This is a genomic window from Sporosarcina sp. AD_1 (genome assembly GCF_057373025.1).
Genome location: NZ_JBPVIR010000005.1, coordinates 202773 through 226354, shown reverse-complemented (window position 1 = coordinate 226354; position 23582 = coordinate 202773). Strand labels below are relative to the sequence as shown.

Sequence of the window (23582 nt, the reverse complement as noted above, 5' to 3'; positions counted from 1 at the left end):
TCATTTTTTATTTATCTTTCAGATCTTTTGTCAGTGGAACAAGAGTAAAGATGTCATGATTTTCAAACGCATCGACGAGCCTGTCGAGCCATTCGAAATAATCCCGGATATATTCTAGTCTGGCTATGTCATGCTGAGCCAGTTCTTTCACTTCCTCGCTCGTTCCAGGATCTTCAACCAAACTTACCAACTCGCTTATTGATTTTTTTATGGCAGTGGAGTGCAAGGAAATGGATCTGCGCCACTTAATGGAGAACAAATCGATAAAACTTTGATACCAATCGTCCTTCACTTGATATAAATCTTTCCGTATGCCCCGCTTCCAGGCGCGCTCCACCAATTTTAAATCAGACAAAGCTCTGACCGATGTACTCATGCTCGTTTTGCTCATGCCGAGCTCTTCCGTCATTTCATCTAGTGTCATCGGTTCGTCGTGAAAGAACATCGTGCCAAATTGCCGTCCTGCCGATGAAGTCAAACCGTATAAATGTATATTCTGTGCAATGGTTTCAATAATTCGCTCACGTGCTTTGTCGAGTGCTTCTTTGCCTTCCATATGTGAGTTCCCTCCGCTATTATCTATGTCACTTTTCCTAAGCGTATTATATCGACATTGGAATTGCAATGATATACGTTAGTTTTGTACAGTTTTTACTGTACAAACAATTAATATGGTTAAAACGGTTGAAATTCTATTCTCCTACACATATACTAGTAGACATTGAGTTTGTAAGGAGTGTACGTATGGAAGAAATGGAATTTAAGAAGAAAATAGAAGTGAGGAATGTATCGAAGATTTTCGGCAAGAACAGTAAACGTGCGACGCAGCTTTTGAATGAAGGAAAATCCAAAGCGGATATTCTGAAGCAGACCGGAACGACAGTCGGCGTAAAAAATGCGTCGTTCGATGTGTACGACGGTGAGATTTTCGTCATTATGGGTTTATCCGGAAGCGGCAAATCGACACTCGTCCGCATGTTCAATCGACTCATTGAGCCGACAGCTGGAGAAATCCGGATCGATGGAGATGATATCGTTCGGATGAATAAGGAGCAATTACGGAATGTCAGACGGAAAAAAATCGGGATGGTTTTCCAGAACTTCGCGCTCTTTCCGCACAAAACGATTTTGGAGAACACGGAATATGGATTGGAGATCCAAGGGGCGGCAAAGTCTGAGCGGCAGGAACGTGCAAAAGAATCGCTGCGGCTCGTCGGCCTGGCTGGTTACGAAGACCAATATCCGAACCAATTGAGCGGAGGAATGCAACAGCGGGTCGGCTTAGCGAGGGCGCTGGCGAACGATCCCGATATTCTTCTCATGGATGAGGCGTTCAGCGCGCTGGACCCGTTAATCCGTAAAGATATGCAGGACGAATTGCTTCAATTGCATCATGACATGGGCAAGACGATTATCTTTATTACACATGATCTGGATGAGGCACTCCGGATCGGAGATCGGATCGCTCTAATGAAAGACGGAGATATCGTTCAAATTGGGACGCCGGAAGAAATTTTGATGAGCCCTTCTAATGAATACGTCGAAAAATTCGTCGAGGATGTTGATCTATCCAAAGTATTGACGGCGGGCCATATTATGAAAAAAGCAGACACCGTCCAAGTTGACCGGGGACCGCGGGTTGCATTGCGCTTAATGAAACAGCTTCGCATTTCCTCTATTTATGTCGTCGACAAAGGGAATCGTCTGCTTGGGGCTGTTACGGCTCAAGATACTGTGGCGGCTTCTGAATCTGGCGCTTCATTGGAAGAGGTGCTGATCAAAGATGTGCCGACAACATCAGCAGATACCGTATTGACGGAACTGTTTGATACAGTTTCGACAACGTCTATTCCAATGGCAGTAGTAGACGAACAGAATCATTTGGAAGGAATCATTATCCGGGGCGCATTAATTGGCGCGCTGGCTGGAGATGGGCAGTTCATTAACGACAACCGGACAGTAGAAGAAGTGGAACCTGTTGATATGGAGGTGGCAAGCAATGAATAATTTGTTGCCTCGATTGCCGTTTGCCGACTGGATTGATACAGGCATTGATTGGCTTGTCACACAATTCGGCTCGGTGTTCGATGGACTATCCGGATTCCTGAAAGGAACGGTAGAAGGTGCCGTTGATCTTATGGCATGGGTGCCATCCATCGTACTTGCGGTGCTCTTTGCGGTGATAGCTTGGCTGCTATCCACTCGGCGCATTGCGATTTTCACGTTGCTTGGCCTGTTATTTATTGATTACCTCGGCTACTGGCATTCGATGCTTCAGATGCTGTCGCTTGTCATCACATCTGTTGTCATCGCGCTCATAATCGGTATCCCGTTAGGCATCTGGGGATCGCAGCAGCCGACGGCTAAGAAAATCATCAGTCCGATTTTAGACTTGATGCAGACGATGCCAGCCTTCGTCTATTTACTACCGGCCATCTTCTTTTTCAATATCGGCGTCGTGCCGGGCGTAGTGGCCTCGGTCATCTTTTCTATGCCACCGACTATTCGGCTGACGATGCTCGGTATTGAGCAGGTGCCAAAGGATTTGATTGAAGCGACGGAAGCATTCGGCTCAACGACATGGCAACGTCTCCTTAAAGTGCAGATTCCACTGGCAAAGCCGACAATCATGGCAGGAGTCAATCAAAGCATCATGCTTTCGCTTTCCATGGTTGTTATCGCATCGATGGTTGGCGCACCAGGTCTTGGCGAAGAAGTATATCGGGCGGTGACGCAATTAAAAACGGGTGTCGGGTTTGAAACCGGATTATCCATCGTGATCGTAGCCATCATTCTCGACCGGATTACACAACATGCAGGTAAGAAAAAACAAGGGGGAACTTTATCATGAATATCACGAAGAAATTTTTTGGACTAGGAGCGGCAGCACTGCTTGCAATCGGCCTCGCTGCTTGTGGCAATGAAGACGATAATGCCGGAAAAAATGAGGGGGCCAGCGGAGGTTCTTCTTCTTCAGTAGGAGAGTCTGTTGATTACAAAATCACTGGAATTGACCCAGGTGCCGGCATCATGGAAGCGACAGACAAAGCAATTGAAGAATACGGTCTCGACAAATGGACAGTGACGACTGGTTCAGGAGCAGCCATGACAGCTGCTTTGAAAAAAGCATATGACAAAGAAGAGCCGATCATCGTGACAGGCTGGACACCGCATTGGAAATTCGCGAAGTTCGATTTGAAATATCTCGATGATCCGAAAGGCGTATACGGCGGGGAAGAACAAATCCGCACCATTGCAAGAAAAGGCTTAAAGGATGATCTGCCAGAAGCATATGAGATCCTCTCGAACTTCCATTGGACAGAAGAAGATATGGGATCGGTCATGGTGGCGATCCAAGAAGGGGCTAAGGAAGAAGACGCTGCCCGTGATTGGGTAGACGCCAATGCCGATAAGATTTCTGAGTGGACAGACGGCGTAGATCCTGTCGATGGCGATAAAATCAACCTTGCCTATGTCGCATGGGACAGCGAAATCGCCAGCCACAATGTTGTGAAGACCGTGTTGGAAGACATGGGATACAAAGTGACTTTGACACAAGTCGAAGCCGGTCCATTATGGACGGCGATTGCAGATGGAAGTGCGGACGCCTCCTTAGCAGCTTGGCTTCCTGTCACGCATAAAACGTATGCAGACAAATTCGATGGCAAATTTGATGAACTCGGCATCAACATGGAAGGGGTCAAAATCGGCCTCGTCGTGCCAGAGTATATGGATATTGACTCGATCGAAGACTTAAAAGAATAATAGATAGGATTCAGGTGGAGAGTAACGATTAGTTGCTCTTCACCTAATTTTTTATTTGAGGCGAGTGGGCTGCTGGTTATGGAGAGTTCTTTTGTTTTTGCTGACTGCTCGTATATTGTCGCGTACCGCTCGTATATTTCTGTGAGAGCTCGTAAGTTGCCGCGAACCACTCGTATATTTTTGTGAGAGCTCGAATGTCATCGCGTACCGCTCGTATATTTCTGTGAGAGCTCGTAAGTTGTCGCGTACCGCTCGTATATTTCTGTAAGAGCTCGAATGTCGTCGCGTACCACTCGTATATTTCTGAGAGAGCTCGAATGTCGTCGCGTACCACTCGTATATTTTTGTGAGAGCTCGAATGTCGTCTCGTACCACTCGTATAATTCTGTAAGAGCTCGTAAGTAGTCCGCGCCCACTCGTATATTTTTGTGAGAGCTCGTAAGTCGTCGCGTACCGCTCGTATATTTCTGTAAGAGCTCGTAAGTCGTCGCGTACCACTCGTATATTCCTGTGAGAGCTCGTAAGTTGTCGCGTACCACTCGTATATTTCTGTAAGAGCTCGTATGCTGTCTACGATCCGCTCGTATATTTCTGCGACCGCCCGTATATCCCATTGAGAGCTCGAATGTCGTCCCAGGCTGCTCATATATTCCAGTAAGAGCAAGTTTTCTCCGTCCAACAGCTAACACCAGCGCAACAAAAAAATGCCTGACGCACCCAAACAATCACAAAGGGTTATTGTAACGGTGCAGTCGTACACCTAAGCATGCTTCGTTTGATTTCATATGGTAGTATGAGCTCTCAAATTTGAGGGCTGGTCTACGGGAGGCAAGCCTCGGTGGCGGATGGGACTGCCTATCGGCTTACCGGCAGGTTATCGAGGAGCAGAAGGAAGATTATTTACGCGCCGCCAGAAGCAACCGCTTCATTTGTGGACGGCCCGTCGCTCGTTCGAATTATGAAAACGGTAGGACAAGCGACCCGATGAAGTGAATCATCTCTTATGCTTGCACACTTCTTTGCCTTTTCACCTCCTTCCTTTTGGCAAGGAACGTGACTCGGCTCCCTATATAGTTTAGCCTCAGGGGATATTCCTCTGAGGCTCTTTCTTTTATTCGCTTGAAAATTCAAGTTATTTTTTTGTCCTGAAGTATTCGGCTACTTGGGTAACTCTCACATTCCGGGTGTCGAGTTCGTGGTAAATGCCGCGGCCGTCTGTAAAGGAAATGAATCGGCCTCGTTCGCTTTGAACCAGTGCGATGGCTTGTTCCATTGACTCCATATGGATGAAACGCCGGATATAATGCTCTTCATCAAAAAAGTAAGTGATTTTGAATTCTCTCATTGTCATTCATCTCCTGACGTGTGGAAAGGTACGTACATCGTACTGAATTGGCAGCCCTTGTTGCAAGCGCAATGAATGATCCGATAACACATGAAACGTCTATCATCCTTGTGATAGAATGTAAGCAATCAATATTACAGATAAAGGATGAAAACGATTGAGTTATAAACAAAGGAATCATGTAACAGTTTTAGGGGATAGAGAAAAGACGATGGTTTTCGCCCACGGTTTCGGTTGCGACCAAACGGTGTGGAACCGGATGGTGCCCGCATTTGAAAAAGACTATCGCATTGTATTGTTCGATTATACCGGTTCGGGAAGGAGCGATAAGACGCTATATTCCAAGGACCGCTACAGTTCACTAGACGGCTATGCATTAGACTTGGTCGAGATTGCGGATGAATTGAATCTTTCTCACGTGATTTTTGTCGGCCATTCTGTTTCCAGTATGATCGGCGCCATCGCCTCAATTCTGCGCCCGCAATTGATGGACCGATTGATCATGATCGGACCGTCGCCGCATTATATGAACGATGGAGAATATAAAGGCGGATTTGAAAAAGAGGATATCAATGATTTGCTGGATATGATGGAGCTGAATTACAAGGAATGGGCCAAGTATTTGGCGCCTGTTGTGATGAAAAACGAGGAACGTCCAGAGCTTGCCGCTAATTTTGAAAGGACTTTATGTGAAAATGATCCGGTCATTGCAAGGCGATTTGCGGAAGTGACTTTTACTTCGGATTTGCGGAACCGCCTGGCAGAGGTTTCGGTTCCGACCTTAATTTTGCAGACGCGTGAGGATGCCATTTCGCCGATTGAAGTGGGTGAATATGTGCATGAGCATATTAAAGACAGTGCATTTGTCTTAATGAATGCGAAAGGCCACAATCCGCACATAAGCGACCCGGAAGAGACCATTCAAGTAATTCGGAACTATCTCAATGGAGGAGTGAAATAACGATGGATGAGCAATTGAATTTTGCTCCTTGCGGCTATTTGGTTCTTACAGAAGATTGGGAGATCACGGATATGAACCAAACGTTGCGGGATATGCTTGGCAGCGTTAGTACTCCAGTGAACATGCGCGATATACTGACGGTTCCTTCAAAGGTCTATTTCCAGACGTATTTTGTGCCGGCGCTTCATATACACGGACGGGTAGATGAACTGCATTTGGTATTAAAGGGAAAAAAGGGATCACTTCCAGTATTAATGAGTGCGCGCGAGCGGAATGGCTTGTATGAATGTGCCCTTATGCAGATGACTGTCCGTGAAGAATATGAAAATGAATTGCTTGTGGCGAAACGAAATGCAGAACAGATCCAACAAGAAACCGATAAGGCGTATACGACGTTACTTGGATTGATGAATGAGGTTCAGCAGAAGCAACAAGAATTAGTCGAGCTGAACCACCGACTACAGACATTGGCGACGACAGATCCGTTAACTGGATTATTCAACCGCCGGGTATTTCAAGAGAGACTGGCCAAACAAGTGGAAGAAGCGAATACGGAGCAGAGGGTCTTTTCCGTTATGATTTTTGATATTGATCATTTTAAGAATGTGAACGATACATATGGCCACAATGTTGGGGACGAGGTACTGAAAGAGCTGGCAACTAAGATTAAAGCGCAGACCCCGGTACATGGTTCAGCTGCCCGGATTGGTGGAGAGGAATTCGCGATTATTCTTAAAGAAGCAGAGCAGGAGAGTTCCGCTACATTTGCGGAACGATTGAGGGCTTATGTCGAAAATTCCACTTGGCTCAGCAAGCCAGTTACGGTCAGTATCGGAATCGCCACCTTTCAGGAGGGGGATACTGCGGAAAGTATGTATATCCGGGCGGATAGCGCCTTGTATGCATCCAAACGCTCCGGGCGCAATCGCGTTACCAGTTTTTGAGTTTCTATTCGTTAATCAAGTAAAGGTCCATGCCCAGTATATAGGGCATGGATCTAATTTTATTGCTTATTTTCTCGCGGGATGCTACGTAAATCGATAATAATGGGTTCCTTCTTTTTACGATCAGTCTCCAAAGGGGGGATGACAGATTCTAGTGTCACCGCTTCTTCCGCTATGGCGTCTTGGCGATCCATCTGGCTTTCTTTGAAAGCGTCCGGCACGATGACGACCTGTTCTTCTGTTTTGTGATTTTCTTCAATTTGGTGCTCATAGTAGTCGCGGATCAATTCTTTCTCGCGATCGCTTTGCGGATATCCCCGGGTTGCGGCTTCTCGGGATGTGTCATGATCTTCTTCATATCTGGTATGATCAAACAGCGCTTCGCGCCCTTTACGGCCGACTGGATTTTGATCAGTTGCTTCGTCCTGTTCCTTGGATGATCCGCCAGGCAACATGTCAATTGGATCAAACGGATTTTCCTCCTGCTCGTTCTGTTGATCGGCATGGACTTCATATACGGTTTTTTCTACAGGCCCATCGACATACACCAAATATTTTCCCAGCTCGACTTCCTCGTAATATCGTTTTGCCTCTGAGGAATCAAACCCGGCTTCCACAAGCATCGTTTCAATCGGATCCTCCCCGGAAAGAAAACCGATAAATTGGTCAAACCAGGATGACGGCTCTGATTGGATCTCCTCCGATGTACGGTGCCGCAAAGCCGAAACAGCCGTCTCCTCTTTGGCGATAACGAAAATGCGTGACGGGTCAATTCCTTTATGATCCAATTCATTAATTTTTGCAGTGATTTCATCTAAGTTGTCGTACAGGCCAATAAATGTTTTTTCTTTCATAGCTTGCACCTCCTTCATTCCTTACTGACTAATTACCCGCCACAGCGTAAAGGAAAACTCAGGAAGCAGAGGCACCAACAGAAGAAGGGGACAAATGGAAAAGGGCAGATACTTCCTGGCATTATTCGAGAAAAAAGGACTTTCCACATACAAATGAACCCCAATTTTGTTGTATGATAGAACGTATGACTTCATTTTTTGAGGAAGGAGAATGTCAATGGAACAGATTAAGGCTGCATGCCGCTTGGAACTGACTCAGCGGGCCCGGAAAGAGATCGGCAGATGGGTGCTCGATGAAGTGAGCTTCTTTGCCATGCAGGATTATTTTGATGTCTACATAGAAAAAATGCCTGCCAAGCAGGATGTCATGACGTTCTCCTTCTTCTTTGATAATGAAACGAACGGTCCCTTATGCAGGCTGCTGGATGACCGTGTTGCCATCCTGGAATGCGTCATGAAAAATGAAGGCTTTGTTGCTATTTCGTTCCGGGTGAAGGGCAGAAGGGAACCGGTCCGGACCAATCGCCGCTTGCCGGCACGGCTGAAATTCCAAGTGGGCAAGGCGGGACAGCCGATGCCACTTCAGCTGTATACGAGCTTGCGGGAACTGCCAATCGCCGAGGAGCGGTCCGCCTATGTGGAAAAAAGGATTTCCAGCTGGGAAGGATATTTGCGGATTGAAGAAAAGAATGCAGACGTCGCAGATATTACGGCACGCTTCTCAGAAGTGGCCGTCAATGAGGATTTCACCCAGGCTACTTTCACTTGCGGCGGATTGGAAGCGAAGGATTGGAATGCGATTTCCGGCTTCAGTGCGAAATGGAAAGGTACCGGCGACGATTTCGGTTATGTTATCGACGCCAATCGAGCTAAGCGGAGAGTGAAGATTGAGCTGAAACGGCATTATCAGGCACTTGCCCGGCGTGGTTCGCTCGTTCCAGCCATGAAGGAGAAGGAACTGGTTTTCAGTAATTTTGCCGAATTGAGCCAGATCAGGAGATTGCGTAAAGGGTTTAAAGATTTGCAGGATGGATTTGCTGCCAATCAAAACTTGGAGAAGATTCTTTTTGAAGAACGTCCTGTTGTACAAATTACGAATAAAAAAGCAGAGCTGGATTTCCACCATCCTCTCAATGAATTCCAGCGGGAAGCCGTTGTCGGCGCCATGTCGGCAAACGATATTTATGTCATCCAAGGACCTCCCGGGACAGGGAAAACGACGGTCATTTCGGAATTATGCCACCAGCTTGTAAAAGCCGGCATGCGGACGCTTGTCGCGTCACAGTCCAATCTTGCTGTTGATAATGCACTGGGCCGCCTGCTCTCCGATCCGGGCATCCGGATTTTGCGCTACGGAAGGACCGAAAGTATTGAAGAGGAAGGCAAGCGGTTTATTGAAGAGAATGTAGCACACCACTGGAAGGAAGAAACGCTGGCCGCCGTAAATGGGCAGCGAAAAGACCGTGCCGATAGATTGGACGCCATTGCCAAGGAAATCCAGGAATGCGAACAGGCATTAGAGAAATGGAAAGCAGAACTGGCAGACTTGGAAGAGGCGAAGAAGAGAAAGCGGGAAGCGAAACAGGAACACGAAGCACAGACGGCGGATTTGCAGGCAGTGGAGCTGGAAATAAAGGAAACAGCCCGGCAGGCAGAAGAGTTGGAACGGGAACAATCTCGCATTGACAAGGAAATGAAGCGTCTTGCTGAAACGGCAGCACGGCTTGAAATAGACATCGAATCATTGCGTTTGAATGATCATGAGAAAATGGATATGGATGCTGTCAGAGGGAAAGTGGATGCGAACCGAAAAATCATGCGCTTCTATGAGACGGAAGAAGCGATGGCGGCAGCGGAGCGAGTTATTGAACAGATTAGCAGCGATATGCGAGAGAAGGCCGAGCGCCGGAGGATCCACAGCCAACTGAGGGAAGAAATTGGGCCAGTTCAAGGGCTGCCGGAGTTATTGGAGAAAGTAAAGGCCTTTCGGTATGATCCATCATTGCCTCTTAAGCTTGAAATAAACTCACTGCATAAGCATTTGAAGACCATTGGGACAGGTACCTACTCATACGAATTTGAAGAATGGAAAGGCGTTTTTGAACGGCTTGAAAATGGCATTTCCTTTTTAGAGGGCGTTCTTAAGAAAAATGGTTTTCCGTTCACTACTCTCCCGAGTAAAGACAGCGACTTGTACCGGACTGCCGATGAAATGCACGATATGATCGATGCCATCGGGCGGTTCATTAAAACGAAAAGCCCATTAATCCCGAAGCTTTCGCCTGAGCAAAAAGCGGCACTTCTGAACCGGATTGCTGAGAATCTCACCTACTTGTACGGCAAGCTGGAAGAAGTGACCGGCCATGCGACCCGTATTAAGGAGGCAGCGCATGAACAGGCCAAGTTGATGTTCAACTCAATCAAAAAGGAGCTTGTCGCAGAACTCGGGGATGCCATCGGCCAATTGGAGCACGATGCTTCCCAGCTCGAGGAGGATCGCGCGAACCATACTGCCCAATTAAAGCATCTGACACAGGAACACGATGAATTGGCACTAGAAGTAACTGGCCATGACGAACTCGCTGTCGTCCAGGCAGAGCTCGAGGAAGGGGTAAAGAGACTGGCGCTGTATGAGGATCGGCTTGCCAAGCTCCACCAGTCTGAAGTGCAGCTGGAACAGGAGCGGAACTGCCTGGACGAAGCGACTGCCAACCTTGAGTCCACTCGAACACAGCTAGGCACACTGCAGCAGAGGCATGCCGAATTGGCGGAGAAAGCCGCCCAGCATGCCACTGTTATGGCGTCGCTCGAAGAAGTGCTCCAAACGAATCCGGATGAACGCATCGCGCAAGTCCAAGCGGAAATGAAGGTTTTAAATGAAACGATACGACAACTGAATGACGAGCAGGAACACTTGCCGCTTGCTGTAGAGCTGCAGGATGAATGGAGCAAGCTGCTCGAGGAAGCGGGAGACTACGATCTCGATGAAATACGAAAGCTCTATGTCCGGCATGCCAACGTAATTGGAACGACATGTGTTGCTTCGGCTCGGAAGGAATTCATGGAGGACTACCCTACATTCGACGTCGTCATTATCGACGAAGTATCCAAAGCGACGCCTCCAGAATTACTGCTGCCTATGCTGAAAGGAAAGAAAATTGTCTTAGTCGGAGATCATCATCAGTTACCGCCTCTTGTCGGCAGGGAGACTATGGAAGAGTTCATTGAAGAAATCAAAGATGATAAGGAAAAGAATGAGCTGCGGAACATGCTGAAAGAGTCGCTGTTCGAGCGGTTATTCCGAACGCTGCCGAAGCAGAACAAGACGATGCTCGGCATTCAATACCGGATGCATGAGGAAATCATGGAGACGATTACACCGTTTTATGCGGAAGGGCAGTATCGGCTTCAATGCGGTTTAACTGATTCGGATAGCATGCGCGATCACTTATTATCATCCCGGCTCATCAATCGGAAAGATCACCTTCTTTGGTTCGACATGCCGAATGAATCTGCGTTCTTTGAAGCTCAAGTGAAAGGCGGCACAAGTCTATACAATGAAGCTGAGCTCCGCACGATACGTGAATTGCTGATGGATATCGATGCCGCCACGGTAAACGCAATCGAAGAAGGGCGGCTGGCGCCGGATGCGAAGAAAAGCGTTGGCGTTATTAGTTTCTACGGGGAACAGGTGAAGCGGATCGATCGGCTCATTGAGCAGGATGTGATGCCGAAGCATTTGCATTGCCGCACGGGATCGGTCGATAAATTCCAAGGCATGGAGATGGATATTATCATCCTCAGCTTTGTTCGAAACCACGATCAGCCAAGCGGCACAATCGGATTTGCGGAAGATTATCGACGGTTGAACGTCGCCCTCTCGAGAGCGCGGGAACTATTGGTTGTTGTAGGAAGTGCGGAGATGTTCACGAAACGGCCGAAAAAGGCTGATACTAAGGCGATGTACAGCCGACTTGTCGACCGGGTGAAAGCACAGAATGGCTTCAAGGAGCTTGCGCTGATGGAGAGGAAGAGTTAAATGGATTTACAAAAGCGGCTGCAAAACGAAGTGCTGCGGAATGCGAATGTAAAACTGCTTGCTTCTGAGACATGGGGATTGCCTGTGCATTCCGTTGAAATTACATATGAAACGGTCAAACGGACTCCTATGGATATTTTGATGAAAATGCTGCTGATCAGCTTCCGAGTAGGGCGTTTCCTGACTGCGGAAGAAGTGAGTGAGATCTTGCTGGTGGAATCACTGTTCATCGAAGACATGATAGAGGCGATGGTCAGGTCCGGTTTGATAGTCAAAAACAGCGATGGATACTCGCTGACGGATGCAGGCAGCCAGCAGCTGGAGAGCGGCATTTACGTACAATCACCTGAACGGCGAGAGAAAACAGCCTATTTCAGCCCGATTCATGGAACGTTCTTGTTAGGTGAAATAAAAGAGTCGAAAGCGAAAAAATTCCGGCTTGGGAATAGCGAGTGGCATGCCGAGACGATCCCCGAATCGGCCGTGCGCGAAATTCTCGAAAAGTTGCAGAAAGACGAAGAAGAGGAATATGGACAAACGTCTATCCATGCCGTCAAGTCTGTGACTGATTTAGAGCTACATTCCGTCGAATGTATCGAATTCCGGTTGCATCAGGTAGCTGACGACCGGATGTATGCACGCGTTTGGAATACGATGACGGGCGAATGGGATAAAGCGCTGGAGCAATTTATTATGGAACAGGAACTGAGCGAATGGCGGAAAACGTATAAATGATGAAAGGCAGGCTGCTCTTAGGTAGAGCGAAGCCTGCCTTTTATGTTCATTCGGAATATGTGGATGAAAAAGATTATCGAAGTGATTCGTATAGTACAGCCGGCCTTCTTTAATTTGCTGAAATCGGAGCGACCGTGAATTTTCCGTAGGATACCCCTTTCAGACTGGTCAACTGATGGCTGAGCGATTGAATGGCGGAGGCTTTCCCTTTCACGACAATCAATTCCAGGCAATTGTCGTGGTCGAGGTGGAAATGGGTGGTCGCTAGGATGTTGTCGTGCATGCCATGTTGGATTTCAGTCATGTCCTCGAGCAGGTGCTTGTGGGAATGATTGTAGAAAAGAACGATCGTTCCAGCGACAATGTCCTGATCCTGTTCCCAAGATTGCTGCAGCAGGGCGTCGCGCACGAGATCCCGGACTGCTTCGGAACGTGTTTCATAGCCTCTTGTTTGGATCAGATGATCGAATTTTTCCAGCAGTCCGCTTTCCATCGAAATACCGATTCGTTTTAAAGTTGATTCCATCATGGCCGCCACCTCATTGAATATTCCAGTCTTCAATATTCCAGACAACACCGAACCCGTGGTGGCCGAGTGTCCGGGTTTCGATGCCGGTCAAGCGGTCATTGGCGGCATAGATGGCATCCAAATAGACGAGGAAATTAAAAGGTGGATCTTCCGTCAGCACTTCTTGGAATTCGCCGTACCATTTTTTACGTTCCTCTACGTCATCAGCCGTTCGTGCGGCTTCCAGCAATTGATCGACATCGGGATTTTGGTAGGCGCCCATATTATAAAGCCCATCCCCAATTTGGCTGCTGTGGAAGAGACGGTACGTATGATCGTCTGGATCATTTTCACTGCCCCAGCCAATCATAAGCGAATCGATAGTGTCCAGGTCGATCGCATCCCAAGTGGATGGTTTCGGGTGAACGAGAATGCCTTGGGATTTCAATTGTTCGGATACGATATTGGCAAGGGATACCCGTACCGGGTCTGAAGCGATGCTATAGAGATCGAATTCGAATTTTTGTCCATCTTTCTCATACACGCCGTCCTTGTTCAGCTCCCATCCCGCTTCTTCCATTAGCTTTTTCGTCAAGTCAGGGTTGTATGGAGTCTCGCTAACCGTATTGGATAGTGCCCATGATTTTTGCAGGGGAGAATAGGCCGGCTGTCCTTTGTCATTTAGAATGCCTTTGACGATCGCGTCCCGGTCAATGGCATAATTCATCGCTTGGCGCACGAGCGGATCTTTAAAAATCGTTTTTTTCATGTTGTACATGACCGCCCGGTAATCGGCCGTCGGAATGCCATAAATGGTGAGTTTATCTTTCTCTTGAATGGATTTCATTTGATTCGGCCCGAGCAAAGCTAAATCGATTTCGCCTGTTTTCAATTGAAGCACACGGCTATTTGCATCCAGCACCGGCTTAAAGACGATTTCATCGAGTTTTGGCTTTTTCCCGTAGTACAAGTCGTTCCTTTCCAGTGTAATGGTGTGATCCGCATCCCATTGTTTCATCTTGAATGGTCCGTTTCCGACCGGCTGCTGATTGAATTCGTTTTGGTTCATATTTTCATTCTCCAGCAGATGCTTAGGCACGATGCCGACTTGCAATTTCCCTAATAAGGCCGGGAAGGGGTTCCTTAATGAAATTTTTACTTGGTGTGTGTCGAGAACAGTTACGGCTTCGATCTCATTGAATTCCCCTGCGATCGGTGTGTTGATGGCAGGGTCAGTAATGGCATCCAATGTGAATTTAACGTCTTCCGCTGTTACCGGTTTACCATCTTCCCATTTCGCATCCTCACGCAACGTAAATGTATAAGTCAGATGGTCATCCGAAATTATCCATGATGCAGCGAGATCAGGCACGATGTCATTGTCCTTTGTCGGCTGGGTCAAACCGCGAAATAAGAGCCGGTCAATTTCCTGTGCGTCGGTCAATACCGGGTTGATCTGTTTAATTTCCGCATCCGTTCCGTAAATGATGCGTTTCTTTTCTGCTGCCTCAGGGCCTGAATGGGACGTACTGCGTCCACAGGCTGCAAGCAGAAGCAGGCAGCTGATCATTAATAAAAACAGGTTACGTGCTATGCGCATATTCTGTCTCCCTTTCCGTTTCAAATTCACTAATCCTTTCAGCCGGACAAGATGTCAGAGTCGAAGATAGCAGCCGGTTGGTTTCTCTGTTTGAGGATTGAGATAATCTCCTTGGTGTTTCGGTCTCAATGATTTTCCCGTTTGCCATAATGGCGATCCGGTGGCAAAGTGCGAGAGCTGCCCGGATGTCGTGCGAGATGAACAGGATGGATGTCCCCCGCGTCTCATTAATGCGGCGGAGCAATGCGAGCATTTTGGATTGTGAACTTAAATCGAGACTCGCAAAGGGTTCATCCAATATGAGTAATTCAGGCTTCAGCAGCAACGCTCTTGCCAGTGCTACCCGCTGCCTCATCCCTCCGGATAATTCATATGGAAAAAGAGGGAGGACTGTTTCGTCCAATCCGACTTGCGCCAGAGCCGACAAAACGCTCTCTTTTTTTCCGTTCTCACCCTTAAACCAATAATCCGCCCCTTCACCGATGATTTTTTCGACGGTCCACCTCGGGTCGAACGAAGCGATTGGATCCTGATGAACCCATTGGATCCCTTTTCGGATGGGCGTGTTTCCGCTCCACCGGACTGCCCCCTGTTGTGGCTTTTCTAAATGCAATAGCAGTCGGGACAGGGTGCTTTTGCCGCTGCCGCTCTCGCCAATCAAACCGAAAATTTCATTTTTCTGGATGGTGAGGTTTACTTGGCGGACAGCTTGAATCTCCTCTTTTTTAAAACCTCTTCTGCTCAAGTAGGTCTTACTGGCATCTAGTAAACGAAGCAATGGTTCTTGAAGGGAAGTCGGCTCAAATGACTGCCGTTGCCCGGCAGCAGCTAACTGATGATAATGGACTAACAACGACATCGTATGTGGATGCGAAGGAGCGGAGAAGAGTTGCTCAACTGGGGCAGATTCCACAATGGTTCCCTCTTGCATGACGAGCACCTCGTCAGCCATTTCAGCCACTACCCCAAGGTCATGGGTGATGAGCAGAATACTGCCTCCTGTCCGTGCCCGCCATGACTTCATTAACTGCAGAATGTCGGCCTGAATAGGCGGATCCAGCGCGGTAGTCGGTTCATCCGCAATGAGCAGAAGCGGATCCAGCGCCAAGGCGAGCGCCAATTGGACACGCTGTCTCATCCCGCCTGACAATTCGTCCGGATAGGAGGAGTAAACACGATCGGGATAGGGAAGAAGCATTTCACGCAGAAGATGGAGCGCCTTCTCCTTCGCTTCCTTTCTCGACAAGCCGCTGTGTGCCCTGAAGAGTTCCATGAAGTGCTGGCCAACTGTACGCATCGGGTCGAACGAGCCAAATGTGTCTTGGAAAACAAATCCGACCTGTGTTCCGAGGAAATGCCGTTTTTCTTGTCTGTCCATTGACAACAGGTCGCTTCCTTGAAAGTGGCTGGCGCCTGATACTCGATGGAGACCTGCCGGCAGGAGATCAAGCAGCGCTTTGGCAGTCAAACTCTTCCCTGAACCGCTTTCTCCTATAATGGTGACAATATCGCCTGCCGCGATTTGGAAACTGAGATTTCGCACGAGCTGGATGTCATTAGCGTCTGAGCCCGCACAAATGGTCAGTCCCTCGACGGTTAATAGGTTTTCTTTCATGCCGATTGCCCTCCTTTCAGTTGCGGCAAGGCAAACCGGTCTTGGAAGTGGTCGCCTAGAAACGTTACAGCAAGGGCAGTTAAGGTAATGCCTAGCCCAGGAAACAACGCGACCCACCAGCCGCCGGACAGGATATACGTTTGAACGCCTGACAGCATGTTGCCCCAGGATGCTTCATGCGGCGGGATGCCGATGCCGAGAAAGCTTAACGTGGATTCCGCCAAAATGGCGTGACTTACCCCGCTAATCGCCATAACCGCGATTGTCGGCAGTGTTTGAGGAAGCACATGCCGGAGCAGTAAATGGCGGGGGGAAGCACCGAGAACTGCAGAGGCTTGAACAAATATCTCTCCTTTCAACGATAGAACCTCTGTCCGGATCAGACGCGCAACAGGCATCCAGCTCGTCGCGCCAATCAACAGGATAATGGTCAGCACATTTCTTGGAAGAAAAACTTGCAGGCCGATGATGAGAATGATAGTGGGTATACTCAGCAAAGTGTCTACTATACGCATAAGCATCCGATCGATGAGACCCCCGGCAAATCCGCTCAATGCTCCGTAAGAGACGCCAATTCCAATTGAAACTACCATAGCGAGAAATCCGACGGTCAAAGAAATTCGCCCGCCGTAAAGAACGCGTGACCATATGTCGCGTCCTAACTCATCTGTCCCGAGTAGATGATTGCGAGACGGCGGCTCCAGAACAGCGGACAAGTCCACTTCCAGGGGACCGTAGGAAGTAAGAAAAGGCGCGGCTGCCGTCAAAACGGCGAGTGCTAGCAAGTAACGAGCAGACCAGGTCGCGATGCTGTACCTCTTGATGTTCATTTTGCCATCACCTCTTTAGTTATAATTGATCTCCTGATGCGTGGATCCATCCATGCACAAACTAAGTCAATGAGAAAGCTACCGATGACTACCGTACTCATCGTCAACAAAATGGTGGCCATGATGACGGGGTAGTCGTGGCCAATCGCGGAATCAAGAGCCAATCTACCGAGCCCCGGCCAAGAAAATATGGATTCAATGACGACTGAACCTCCTAACGTCAACGTAAAGGACATGCCGACATAAGATACAAAGGGTACCGAAACATTGGGCAGCAAATGTCGGAAAACGATTGTTTTAGTAGGAAGTCCCCGCGCTTTCATAGCCCAAATAAAATCCTTATTCACTGTTAACGCGAGGTGATTGCGCAAAATACGGATGTAATAACCGATATGGGACAAGGCGAGTACGAGTGAGGGCATAAGCAAATGCGTCAGCCCATCGAAGAGCCCGTCATGGCCAATTCCTGAAGAGGGAAGGATGCCGAGATATACAGAGCAAACAAGAATCAGCATTAACGCGAACCAAAATGTCGGAATGGACATAAGGACAAAGCTGCCAATTGTAACCGCGTGATCGATTGCCGAATGTCGTCTTAACCCTGTGATAATCCCTAATACGAGTGAAATGACAACGATTATTCCAGTGGCCGACAGCATAAGAAGAATAGTCGGTCCTGCTGCTCTCCCGATGATCACTTTCACCGGCTCCCCGTTGCTATAGGAATGGCCCAAATCTCCCTGAACTGTGTTGCCAAGCCATTTGGCATATTGGAGAGGAAAGGGCTCATGGAGTCCAAGATTTTCGGTAATTCGTTGTTGATCGGCTTCGCTGAGCCGCAAAAATTGCTCGCCATACATCGCGACAGCAGGATCGCCCGGCAATAGCCGAATCAAAGCAAAACAAAGCAGACTGCCGAGCAACAGCGTGGCAATGGTTTCGGTTAACCTTGTAACAATAAAACGTCTCATGCCATTTCCCTTTCTCTCCGTAGATCCGTAACACGTTTCAACCAAAACGTGCTACCAACATACGCGCAGCAAGTGGGAAAAATGCCTCCTTGCTATAGATAAGGAGATTGGTTAGGCGGAAACGTTGGAAGATTCGTGTTCGTCAAGCTGTCGATTTGACAGACGGTCTTGAGAACAACGGGCATTCTTTAGGAACTATGGGGCTGATACCGTCCGTCTAGTGGAGGAAGGAGGAAGTGACTTCGATTGTTATGTCTGTGCTCAAATCTTTGTGGCTCGGATGTAGAGGTAATCATAAGAAAAGCGGGGAAGAGGCATCCCCGCTTAGTCGTCGATAGGGTATAGTTGAGCACAAGACTAAACCTGCCCAAATCATAGGTAAAGCTAAGTATAAAAAATGAGGGGAGGAAGTATCCCACTTGGACGTTATTACTTGTGAATCCGTTTGTGGATGGAATGGTTAATACCAAAAGACCAACGGTTCAAGAAAAATACGAGCGGTGCGACAACGGATACGAGCGGTTCCAGAAATATACGAGCGGTGCGACCGCGGATACGAGCGCTACTGGAAATATACGAGCGGTGCGACAACGGATACGAGCGGTTCCAGAAATATACGAGCGGTGCGACCGCGGATACGAGCGCTACTGGAAATTATACGAGCGGTGCGACAACGGATACGAGCGGTTCCAGAAATATACGAGCGATGCGACACCATTCAAACATAACAAAAGCGGGGAGAAAGCATCCCCGCTGTGTCCTCAATATTTCCGCAAAAAGCTAGGTTGTGTACCGAACCATTCACTGGTGATGAGCGTATGGCATGTTGAAAAGAGCCTCTCGATCACTTGGGTGGAGTTAGCCATGATCCGGATGGCCACGCCTGGAATCGGCAATTTGGAAAGACCAATTTGATATGCGTCCGTTTTTTCGTACATGGCGTCATAGAGCCTGTCTAGTAAACTGTTATCGACCTTCTCGCCGATGACGAACATCGAGCCAAGATGCGTATAGCCTTCCATGAAACCTAAACCTTGGATTTGCTGGTTGGAAGGGGTTAATTTCAAGTGATCAAAGACAACTAGTTCCTCTTCCAGGTAAATTTCATTGATCAGTTGAACTAGGTCATAGCTGAAATGCTTGCCATCTGGGCACCAGCCGGGCGTGATAATGTCAGAGTACAGAAGCGTCGATGTCCGGTCCATCCGAAAGATGTTCTTCTGTTTGTATTTGGCACCGCGGTAGGCGATTAACGGATCAGGCAAGTATTCCAAATAACTGCCATCCTTCATGATGATTTCCGTTTCCTGATAGGCATGATCTTTAGGTGTTTTATAAACTTTCGTGGAGGACTGCGTTGTCAGAGTGGCTCGCGCTTGTTTCTCGAGGCTGAAACGCATCTTATATCGGTCTCCATCCAAATAGCCGCCACCCGGGTTCAGAATGTAGTAGCAAACTTGTCCGCTTTTGCTGAGGTAGATCGGACGCATCACTTTCAAAGCACCTTGAAAGTACGCGTCCTTTGCGATCGTCCTGCCTTGCTTGTCCTCCAGATTCATCTGGAGTTCTCCTGTCATTTGCACCATATTATGCGAGTCCTTGCAACAGCGCGTTTTCCCGTACCCATCCGATCACTTTGTCTAGCCCATCATCATTTTTCAAGTTGGTGAATACGAATGGTTTATCGCCACGGAACACTTTTGTATCGGATTCCATGACGTCAAGGCTTGCGCCGACATGCGGAGCCAAATCGGTTTTATTGATAATAAATAAGTCCGATTTGATCATGCCCTGTCCGCCTTTTCGGGGAATTTTTTCGCCTTGCGCCACGTCGATGATATAGATTGAGAAATCGACAAGCTCCGGGCTGAATGTCGCCGCTAGGTTGTCGCCTCCGCTTTCGACGAAAATAAGCTGCACATCCGGGTGGCGTTCCTTCAGCTCATCGATTGCCGCAAAGTTCATGGAGGCATCTTCTCTGATGGCGGTATGCGGACAGCCGCCTGTCTCCACACCGATGATCCGATCTTCAGGGAGCACCCCGTTTTGCATGAGGAACTTCGCATCCTCTTTTGTATAAATATCATTCGTTACGACAGCCATACTAATGTTATCCGCCATGTGACGGGTCAGCTTCTCTACAAGCATGGTTTTTCCGGCTCCTACTGGACCGCCTACTCCGATTTTAATCGGTTCCATCCTATCACTTCCTTTTTTATTGTTCGTAGTTATGACATGAAAATTCGGATGCCTACGCGTTCATGCTGCATTTGTGCAAGCTCCAGACCAGGTGAGACAATACCGAAATCGTCTTGTTCAATTTGCTTTATTTTCTCTACCGCATCCATAAGCGTTCGTTGAAACTGTTGAATGACTTGCTGTCCTGCCGTTTGTCCGAGAGGAATGGCACGTACTGCGTTTTGGACGAGACTGGAAACCACCGAGTATAAATAATAGAGAATGGTGGATTCGGATGAAACGCCTAGATGGTGTCCGACGATCGTGAAGACGATGGCGGGATGCCCATTCGATCTTTTCTCCTGAATCCTTTTGGCATATGTAGACAAAAGGGGAATGTCGTAAAGGGATTCAATTAGCATCGCCATTCGTTCACCGATTCGTTTCGTCCCTTCCCGCGATTCTCTCGGAAGGTTTTGGACCGTAAGCAGACGGTCCATCTTCCAAATACGTTCATCGTTCTCTTCCTCCAAAGCATCGTACACGATCCGGCAAGCGAGGCCGTCTGAATAAACGAGCTGCTCATTTACGTAGACCGTAAGCCATTGCTGGAAAGAAGCTTGATCATAGATTTGATTCTCTTGAATATACGTTTCCATCCCGTACGAGTGGCTGAATGCACCCGTCGGGAAATTGGAATCGCATAATTGGAGCAGCGATAGAAGATTTTCAGTCATGGCTATGCCCAATATGGCGGAACGCTTTCTTCACTTTCCGCTCTTCTCTCTTATAGGGAATTGTCAGCTCCTGCAGGAGTTCTTCCACGAGATAATCATATTGGACAAGCATTTCATCTCCTTCGAATTGAGCAGGAAGGTGGCGGTTGCCCAGCTGGTGAGCGATGGTTCCCATCTCATGCATGGAGCGCGGTTGGATGACTAGCAAGTCGTCCGACATGACATCGACCATAATGATGTTATGATCGTCCATGAATAAGATGTCACCGGCAATCAAGTCGCGCGGGCTCCGCAGTCGGATGCCTAGTTCTTTTCCATGATCTGTTTTGACGCGCTGGATTCGTTTCACGAGATCGCTGCTTTCGAGATAGACCTTCTCGATGTGGCGTTTATGAAGTTCTTCGTGATCCAGTTGATCCACATTTGCTACAACTGATTCGATTATCAATTTATCTTCACCTCAAAATAGGAAATATCGTTGCCCCATCGGCACTTCTTTTGTTGGCTCTGACGTAATACGCTGGCCATTGACAAATACTTCATACGTCTGGGGATCTACTTTCAATTCAGGTGTTTCGGAATTCAATTTCATATCTTTTTTCGTTAATGTACGGATCCCTCTGACTGGCAAAATCATCTTCTGAAGACCAAGCTGCTCATGGATTTTATTATCAAAAGCCGCTTGTGACACGAAGGTGATCGAGGACTTACCTAAAGCTTTCCCGAATTGAGCGTACATCGGGCGATAAATGACGGGTTGTGGTGTCGGAATGGAAGCATTCGCATCGCCCATCAAGCTTTGAACGACAAATCCATTCTTCAATACCATTTCAGGCTTCACACCGAAAAATGCAGGTTCCCAAATGACCAGGTCCGCAATTTTGCCAACTTCGATGGACCCGACATATTCGGCTACGCCATGAGTAATGGCAGGGTTGATTGTATACTTGGCGATATAGCGTTTTACCCGGTTGTTATCGCAAAGCTCCCCGTCGCCTTCCAAATAGCCCCGATCTTTTTTCATCTTGTGGGCGGTTTGCCATGTGCGAAGCACAACCTCCCCGATACGGCCCATCGCCTGGGCATCGGAGCTCATCATACTGAAGACGCCCATATCCTGCAAAATGTCTTCCGCTGCGATCGTTTCTCTCCGAATTCGGGAATCGGCGAATGCAACGTCTTCCGGTACGGAAGGGTTTAGATGGTGACATACCATCAACATGTCCAAATGCTCGTCCAGCGTGTTCACAGTAAACGGCAAGGTTGGAGTAGTCGAAGAAGGGAGGACGTTCATGTAACTCGCCGATTCAATCAAGTCGGGGGCGTGTCCACCGCCTGCTCCTTCTGTGTGGTACATATGGATGACTCGGTTTTTCAAGGCGGCCATCGTATTTTCAACAAATCCGCTTTCATTTAGCGTGTCGGCATGCAACGCGACTTGGACATCATATTCGTCTGCGATCCGCAAGGCATGGTCGATGGCGGATGGTGTAGCACCCCAGTCTTCATGCACTTTCACACCGATGATGCCCGCCTTTACTTGTTCGGCTAGCGGATCACCCGTCGCAGCTTGCCCTTTGCCCGTTAACCCGACATTGATTGGCAATCCATCAACGGCTTCGAGCATACGGTGGATATTCCACACGCCCGGCGTACAAGTGGTCGCTCTAGAACCAGCAGCAGGACCTGTCCCGCCGCCAATTAATGTCGTCAAGCCGGAAGCCAACGCAAGGTCAACCTGCTCAGGATTAATGAAATGGACGTGGGTATCCAGTCCGCCGGCTGTGACAATTTTGCCTTCTCCTGCAATGATTTCCGTTCCAGAACCGATGACAATATCAACGCCATCCATGACGAGCGGATTACCTGCTTTCCCGATGGCCGCGATTTTTCCATCCCGGATCCCGATATCCGCTTTATAGATTCCTGTGTAATCCACAATGATGATATTCGTGATGACGACATCAGGAATTCCGTCCCCGCGAGTGACGAGGGGATGTTGCCCCATGCCGTCCCGGATGACTTTTCCGCCTCCAAAAACGACTTCTTCGCCATACTTGGCATAATCTTTCTCAATCTGGATATATAAATCAGTATCCGCCAAACGGATGGAATCGCCCGTAGTCGGTCCATACATTTGGGAATACTGATCGCGAGGCATTTTAAAACTCATTTTCCATCCCCCTTATCAAGAGATCCATCTACTTTGTTTTGAAAGCCGTATACTTTTCGCTCGCCGCCATAATCAATAAGCTCTACTTCCTTTTCATCTCCCGGTTCAAAGCGGACCGCAGCGCCAGCCGGTACATTCAGCCGTTTGCCGTATGCTTCTTGCCGTGTGAACTGTAATGCTTCATTGACTTCGTAGAAATGGTAATGAGATCCTACTTGGATGGGCCGGTCACCTACATTTTTCACCATAAGCTTGGAGGCTGTTCTATCAGCGTTGCAAAGAATTTCTTCATCCTTAAAAATGACTTCACCTGGTTTCATGGGGATC

The 23582-nt window shown here is 48.1% G+C and carries 24 protein-coding genes; 9 read left to right on the top strand and 15 right to left on the bottom strand.

All coding sequences use genetic code 11. The annotated features are described in order from the left end of the window. Window positions 1–7 precede the first annotated feature (7 nt). Window positions 8–556, bottom strand: a complete 549-nt coding sequence (locus tag ACSW3C_RS11690) for a GbsR/MarR family transcriptional regulator (RefSeq protein WP_486562775.1) — start codon at window positions 554–556, stop codon at window positions 8–10. Between the two features lie 188 nt (window positions 557–744). Between ACSW3C_RS11690 and ACSW3C_RS11685 the strand changes: the two genes are divergently transcribed. The 3 genes from ACSW3C_RS11685 to ACSW3C_RS11675 are packed head-to-tail and all read left to right on the top strand — an operon-like array spanning window position 745 to window position 3765. Next, window positions 745–2007, top strand: a complete 1263-nt coding sequence (locus tag ACSW3C_RS11685) for a quaternary amine ABC transporter ATP-binding protein (RefSeq protein ID WP_486562774.1) — start codon at window positions 745–747, stop codon at window positions 2005–2007. Further along, entirely contained in the window at window positions 2000–2851 is an 852-nt protein-coding gene (locus ACSW3C_RS11680; RefSeq protein WP_486562773.1) for an ABC transporter permease, read from the top strand. The genes ACSW3C_RS11685 and ACSW3C_RS11680 overlap by 8 nt, the downstream gene beginning before the upstream one ends. A 2-nt stretch (window positions 2852–2853) precedes the next feature. Beyond that, the gene (locus tag ACSW3C_RS11675; protein ID WP_486562889.1) at window positions 2854–3765 is read left to right on the top strand and encodes a glycine betaine ABC transporter substrate-binding protein; all 912 of its coding nucleotides are present in this window, start codon (window positions 2854–2856) and stop codon (window positions 3763–3765) included. 76 nt (window positions 3766–3841) lie between these two features. On the opposite strand, the gene ACSW3C_RS11670 is transcribed toward ACSW3C_RS11675, so the two are convergent. Continuing rightward, the gene (locus tag ACSW3C_RS11670; RefSeq protein ID WP_486562772.1) at window positions 3842–4444 is read right to left on the bottom strand and encodes a hypothetical protein; all 603 of its coding nucleotides are present in this window, start codon (window positions 4442–4444) and stop codon (window positions 3842–3844) included. A gap of 159 nt (window positions 4445–4603) precedes the next feature. Between ACSW3C_RS11670 and ACSW3C_RS11665 the strand changes: the two genes are divergently transcribed. Beyond that, on the top strand, window positions 4604–4753 hold the full coding sequence (locus ACSW3C_RS11665) for a hypothetical protein (RefSeq protein ID WP_486562771.1): 150 nt from the start codon (window positions 4604–4606) through the stop codon (window positions 4751–4753). Between the two features lie 144 nt (window positions 4754–4897). Here ACSW3C_RS11665 and ACSW3C_RS11660 read toward each other — a convergent pair whose 3' ends face one another. Further along, window positions 4898–5110, bottom strand: a complete 213-nt coding sequence (locus tag ACSW3C_RS11660; protein WP_486562770.1) for a hypothetical protein — start codon at window positions 5108–5110, stop codon at window positions 4898–4900. A 157-nt stretch (window positions 5111–5267) separates the two neighbouring features. On the opposite strand from ACSW3C_RS11660, the gene ACSW3C_RS11655 reads away from it, so the two are divergent. Further along, the gene (locus tag ACSW3C_RS11655) at window positions 5268–6071 is read left to right on the top strand and encodes an alpha/beta fold hydrolase (protein WP_486562769.1); all 804 of its coding nucleotides are present in this window, start codon (window positions 5268–5270) and stop codon (window positions 6069–6071) included. A gap of 2 nt (window positions 6072–6073) precedes the next feature. Continuing rightward, window positions 6074–7015, top strand: coding sequence for a GGDEF domain-containing protein (locus ACSW3C_RS11650; protein ID WP_486562768.1), 942 nt, complete (start codon window positions 6074–6076; stop codon window positions 7013–7015). Window positions 7016–7074: 59 nt separating this feature from the next. Here ACSW3C_RS11650 and ACSW3C_RS11645 read toward each other — a convergent pair whose 3' ends face one another. After that, entirely contained in the window at window positions 7075–7869 is a 795-nt protein-coding gene (locus tag ACSW3C_RS11645) for a YflT domain-containing protein (RefSeq protein ID WP_486562767.1), read from the bottom strand. A 217-nt stretch (window positions 7870–8086) separates the two neighbouring features. Between ACSW3C_RS11645 and ACSW3C_RS11640 the strand changes: the two genes are divergently transcribed. Further along, entirely contained in the window at window positions 8087–11908 is a 3822-nt protein-coding gene (locus ACSW3C_RS11640; RefSeq protein ID WP_486562766.1) for a DEAD/DEAH box helicase, read from the top strand. Next, window positions 11909–12643 carry a hypothetical protein gene (locus ACSW3C_RS11635; RefSeq protein WP_486562765.1) on the top strand — a complete coding sequence of 245 codons (735 nt, stop codon included), beginning with the start codon at window positions 11909–11911 and terminating at the stop codon, window positions 12641–12643. 109 nt (window positions 12644–12752) lie between these two features. Here ACSW3C_RS11635 and nikR read toward each other — a convergent pair whose 3' ends face one another. Genes nikR through ACSW3C_RS11610 form a run of 5 tightly spaced genes read right to left on the bottom strand, consistent with a single transcriptional unit; the run spans window position 12753 to window position 18167 of the window. Further along, entirely contained in the window at window positions 12753–13169 is a 417-nt protein-coding gene (gene nikR, locus ACSW3C_RS11630) for a nickel-responsive transcriptional regulator NikR (protein WP_486562764.1), read from the bottom strand. A 13-nt stretch (window positions 13170–13182) separates the two neighbouring features. After that, complete coding sequence (locus ACSW3C_RS11625; RefSeq protein ID WP_486562763.1) at window positions 13183–14751, bottom strand: ABC transporter substrate-binding protein; 1569 nt, start codon at window positions 14749–14751, stop codon at window positions 13183–13185. After that, entirely contained in the window at window positions 14735–16366 is a 1632-nt protein-coding gene (locus tag ACSW3C_RS11620) for an ATP-binding cassette domain-containing protein (RefSeq protein ID WP_486562762.1), read from the bottom strand. The genes ACSW3C_RS11625 and ACSW3C_RS11620 overlap by 17 nt, the downstream gene beginning before the upstream one ends. Further along, a complete protein-coding gene (locus ACSW3C_RS11615) occupies window positions 16363–17196 on the bottom strand; it encodes an ABC transporter permease (protein WP_486562761.1) in 834 nt (277 codons plus the stop codon). The genes ACSW3C_RS11620 and ACSW3C_RS11615 overlap by 4 nt, the downstream gene beginning before the upstream one ends. Next, the gene (locus ACSW3C_RS11610) at window positions 17193–18167 is read right to left on the bottom strand and encodes an ABC transporter permease (RefSeq protein ID WP_486562760.1); all 975 of its coding nucleotides are present in this window, start codon (window positions 18165–18167) and stop codon (window positions 17193–17195) included. Before ACSW3C_RS11610 ends, ACSW3C_RS11615 begins: the two co-directional genes overlap by 4 nt. A gap of 451 nt (window positions 18168–18618) precedes the next feature. Here ACSW3C_RS11610 and ACSW3C_RS11605 point away from each other — a divergent pair, with 451 nt between their 5' ends. Beyond that, window positions 18619–18951: a hypothetical protein gene (locus tag ACSW3C_RS11605; RefSeq protein WP_486562759.1), complete on the top strand. Its 333-nt coding sequence runs from the start codon at window positions 18619–18621 to the stop codon at window positions 18949–18951. Here the strand turns inward: ACSW3C_RS11605 and ACSW3C_RS11600 are convergent. From ACSW3C_RS11600 to ACSW3C_RS11575, 6 genes are read right to left on the bottom strand one after another with little or no spacing between them, the layout of a single operon-like run. Next, a complete protein-coding gene (locus ACSW3C_RS11600; RefSeq protein ID WP_486562758.1) occupies window positions 18929–19726 on the bottom strand; it encodes an urease accessory protein UreD in 798 nt (265 codons plus the stop codon). The two genes, ACSW3C_RS11605 and ACSW3C_RS11600, sit on opposite strands and share 23 nt — an antisense overlap. Before the next feature lie 28 nt (window positions 19727–19754). Beyond that, on the bottom strand, window positions 19755–20366 hold the full coding sequence (gene ureG, locus ACSW3C_RS11595) for an urease accessory protein UreG (protein ID WP_486562757.1): 612 nt from the start codon (window positions 20364–20366) through the stop codon (window positions 19755–19757). Window positions 20367–20395: 29 nt separating this feature from the next. Continuing rightward, window positions 20396–21082: an urease accessory protein UreF gene (locus ACSW3C_RS11590; RefSeq protein WP_486562756.1), complete on the bottom strand. Its 687-nt coding sequence runs from the start codon at window positions 21080–21082 to the stop codon at window positions 20396–20398. Continuing rightward, window positions 21075–21527 carry an urease accessory protein UreE gene (gene ureE, locus ACSW3C_RS11585; RefSeq protein ID WP_486562888.1) on the bottom strand — a complete coding sequence of 151 codons (453 nt, stop codon included), beginning with the start codon at window positions 21525–21527 and terminating at the stop codon, window positions 21075–21077. The genes ACSW3C_RS11590 and ureE overlap by 8 nt, the downstream gene beginning before the upstream one ends. 15 nt (window positions 21528–21542) lie before the next feature. Next, complete coding sequence (gene ureC / locus ACSW3C_RS11580; protein WP_486562755.1) at window positions 21543–23255, bottom strand: urease subunit alpha; 1713 nt, start codon at window positions 23253–23255, stop codon at window positions 21543–21545. Beyond that, window positions 23252–23575: an urease subunit beta gene (locus ACSW3C_RS11575; RefSeq protein WP_486562754.1), complete on the bottom strand. Its 324-nt coding sequence runs from the start codon at window positions 23573–23575 to the stop codon at window positions 23252–23254. The genes ureC and ACSW3C_RS11575 overlap by 4 nt, the downstream gene beginning before the upstream one ends. Window positions 23576–23582 lie beyond the last annotated feature (7 nt).

What these genes read in the sequence shown, in the direction of transcription:
- ACSW3C_RS11605 (WP_486562759.1), top strand. Translation starts at nt 18,619, where the DNA reads ATGGAATGGTTAATACCAAAAGACCAACGGTTCAAGAAAAATACGAGC.
- ACSW3C_RS11650 (WP_486562768.1), top strand. Translation starts at nt 6,074, where the DNA reads ATGGATGAGCAATTGAATTTTGCTCCTTGCGGCTATTTGGTTCTTACA.
- ACSW3C_RS11575 (WP_486562754.1), bottom strand. Translation starts at nt 23,575, where the DNA reads ATGAAACCAGGTGAAGTCATTTTTAAGGATGAAGAAATTCTTTGCAAC.
- ACSW3C_RS11590 (WP_486562756.1), bottom strand. Translation starts at nt 21,082, where the DNA reads ATGACTGAAAATCTTCTATCGCTGCTCCAATTATGCGATTCCAATTTC.
- ACSW3C_RS11635 (WP_486562765.1), top strand. Translation starts at nt 11,909, where the DNA reads ATGGATTTACAAAAGCGGCTGCAAAACGAAGTGCTGCGGAATGCGAAT.
- ACSW3C_RS11610 (WP_486562760.1), bottom strand. Translation starts at nt 18,167, where the DNA reads ATGAGACGTTTTATTGTTACAAGGTTAACCGAAACCATTGCCACGCTG.
- nikR (WP_486562764.1), bottom strand. Translation starts at nt 13,169, where the DNA reads ATGGAATCAACTTTAAAACGAATCGGTATTTCGATGGAAAGCGGACTG.
- ACSW3C_RS11640 (WP_486562766.1), top strand. Translation starts at nt 8,087, where the DNA reads ATGGAACAGATTAAGGCTGCATGCCGCTTGGAACTGACTCAGCGGGCC.
- ACSW3C_RS11620 (WP_486562762.1), bottom strand. Translation starts at nt 16,366, where the DNA reads ATGAAAGAAAACCTATTAACCGTCGAGGGACTGACCATTTGTGCGGGC.
- ureG (WP_486562757.1), bottom strand. Translation starts at nt 20,366, where the DNA reads ATGGAACCGATTAAAATCGGAGTAGGCGGTCCAGTAGGAGCCGGAAAA.
- ACSW3C_RS11680 (WP_486562773.1), top strand. Translation starts at nt 2,000, where the DNA reads ATGAATAATTTGTTGCCTCGATTGCCGTTTGCCGACTGGATTGATACA.
- ACSW3C_RS11685 (WP_486562774.1), top strand. Translation starts at nt 745, where the DNA reads ATGGAAGAAATGGAATTTAAGAAGAAAATAGAAGTGAGGAATGTATCG.
- ureC (WP_486562755.1), bottom strand. Translation starts at nt 23,255, where the DNA reads ATGAGTTTTAAAATGCCTCGCGATCAGTATTCCCAAATGTATGGACCG.
- ACSW3C_RS11615 (WP_486562761.1), bottom strand. Translation starts at nt 17,196, where the DNA reads ATGAACATCAAGAGGTACAGCATCGCGACCTGGTCTGCTCGTTACTTG.
- ACSW3C_RS11645 (WP_486562767.1), bottom strand. Translation starts at nt 7,869, where the DNA reads ATGAAAGAAAAAACATTTATTGGCCTGTACGACAACTTAGATGAAATC.
- ACSW3C_RS11690 (WP_486562775.1), bottom strand. Translation starts at nt 556, where the DNA reads ATGGAAGGCAAAGAAGCACTCGACAAAGCACGTGAGCGAATTATTGAA.
- ACSW3C_RS11600 (WP_486562758.1), bottom strand. Translation starts at nt 19,726, where the DNA reads ATGAATCTGGAGGACAAGCAAGGCAGGACGATCGCAAAGGACGCGTAC.
- ACSW3C_RS11660 (WP_486562770.1), bottom strand. Translation starts at nt 5,110, where the DNA reads ATGAGAGAATTCAAAATCACTTACTTTTTTGATGAAGAGCATTATATC.
- ACSW3C_RS11625 (WP_486562763.1), bottom strand. Translation starts at nt 14,751, where the DNA reads ATGCGCATAGCACGTAACCTGTTTTTATTAATGATCAGCTGCCTGCTT.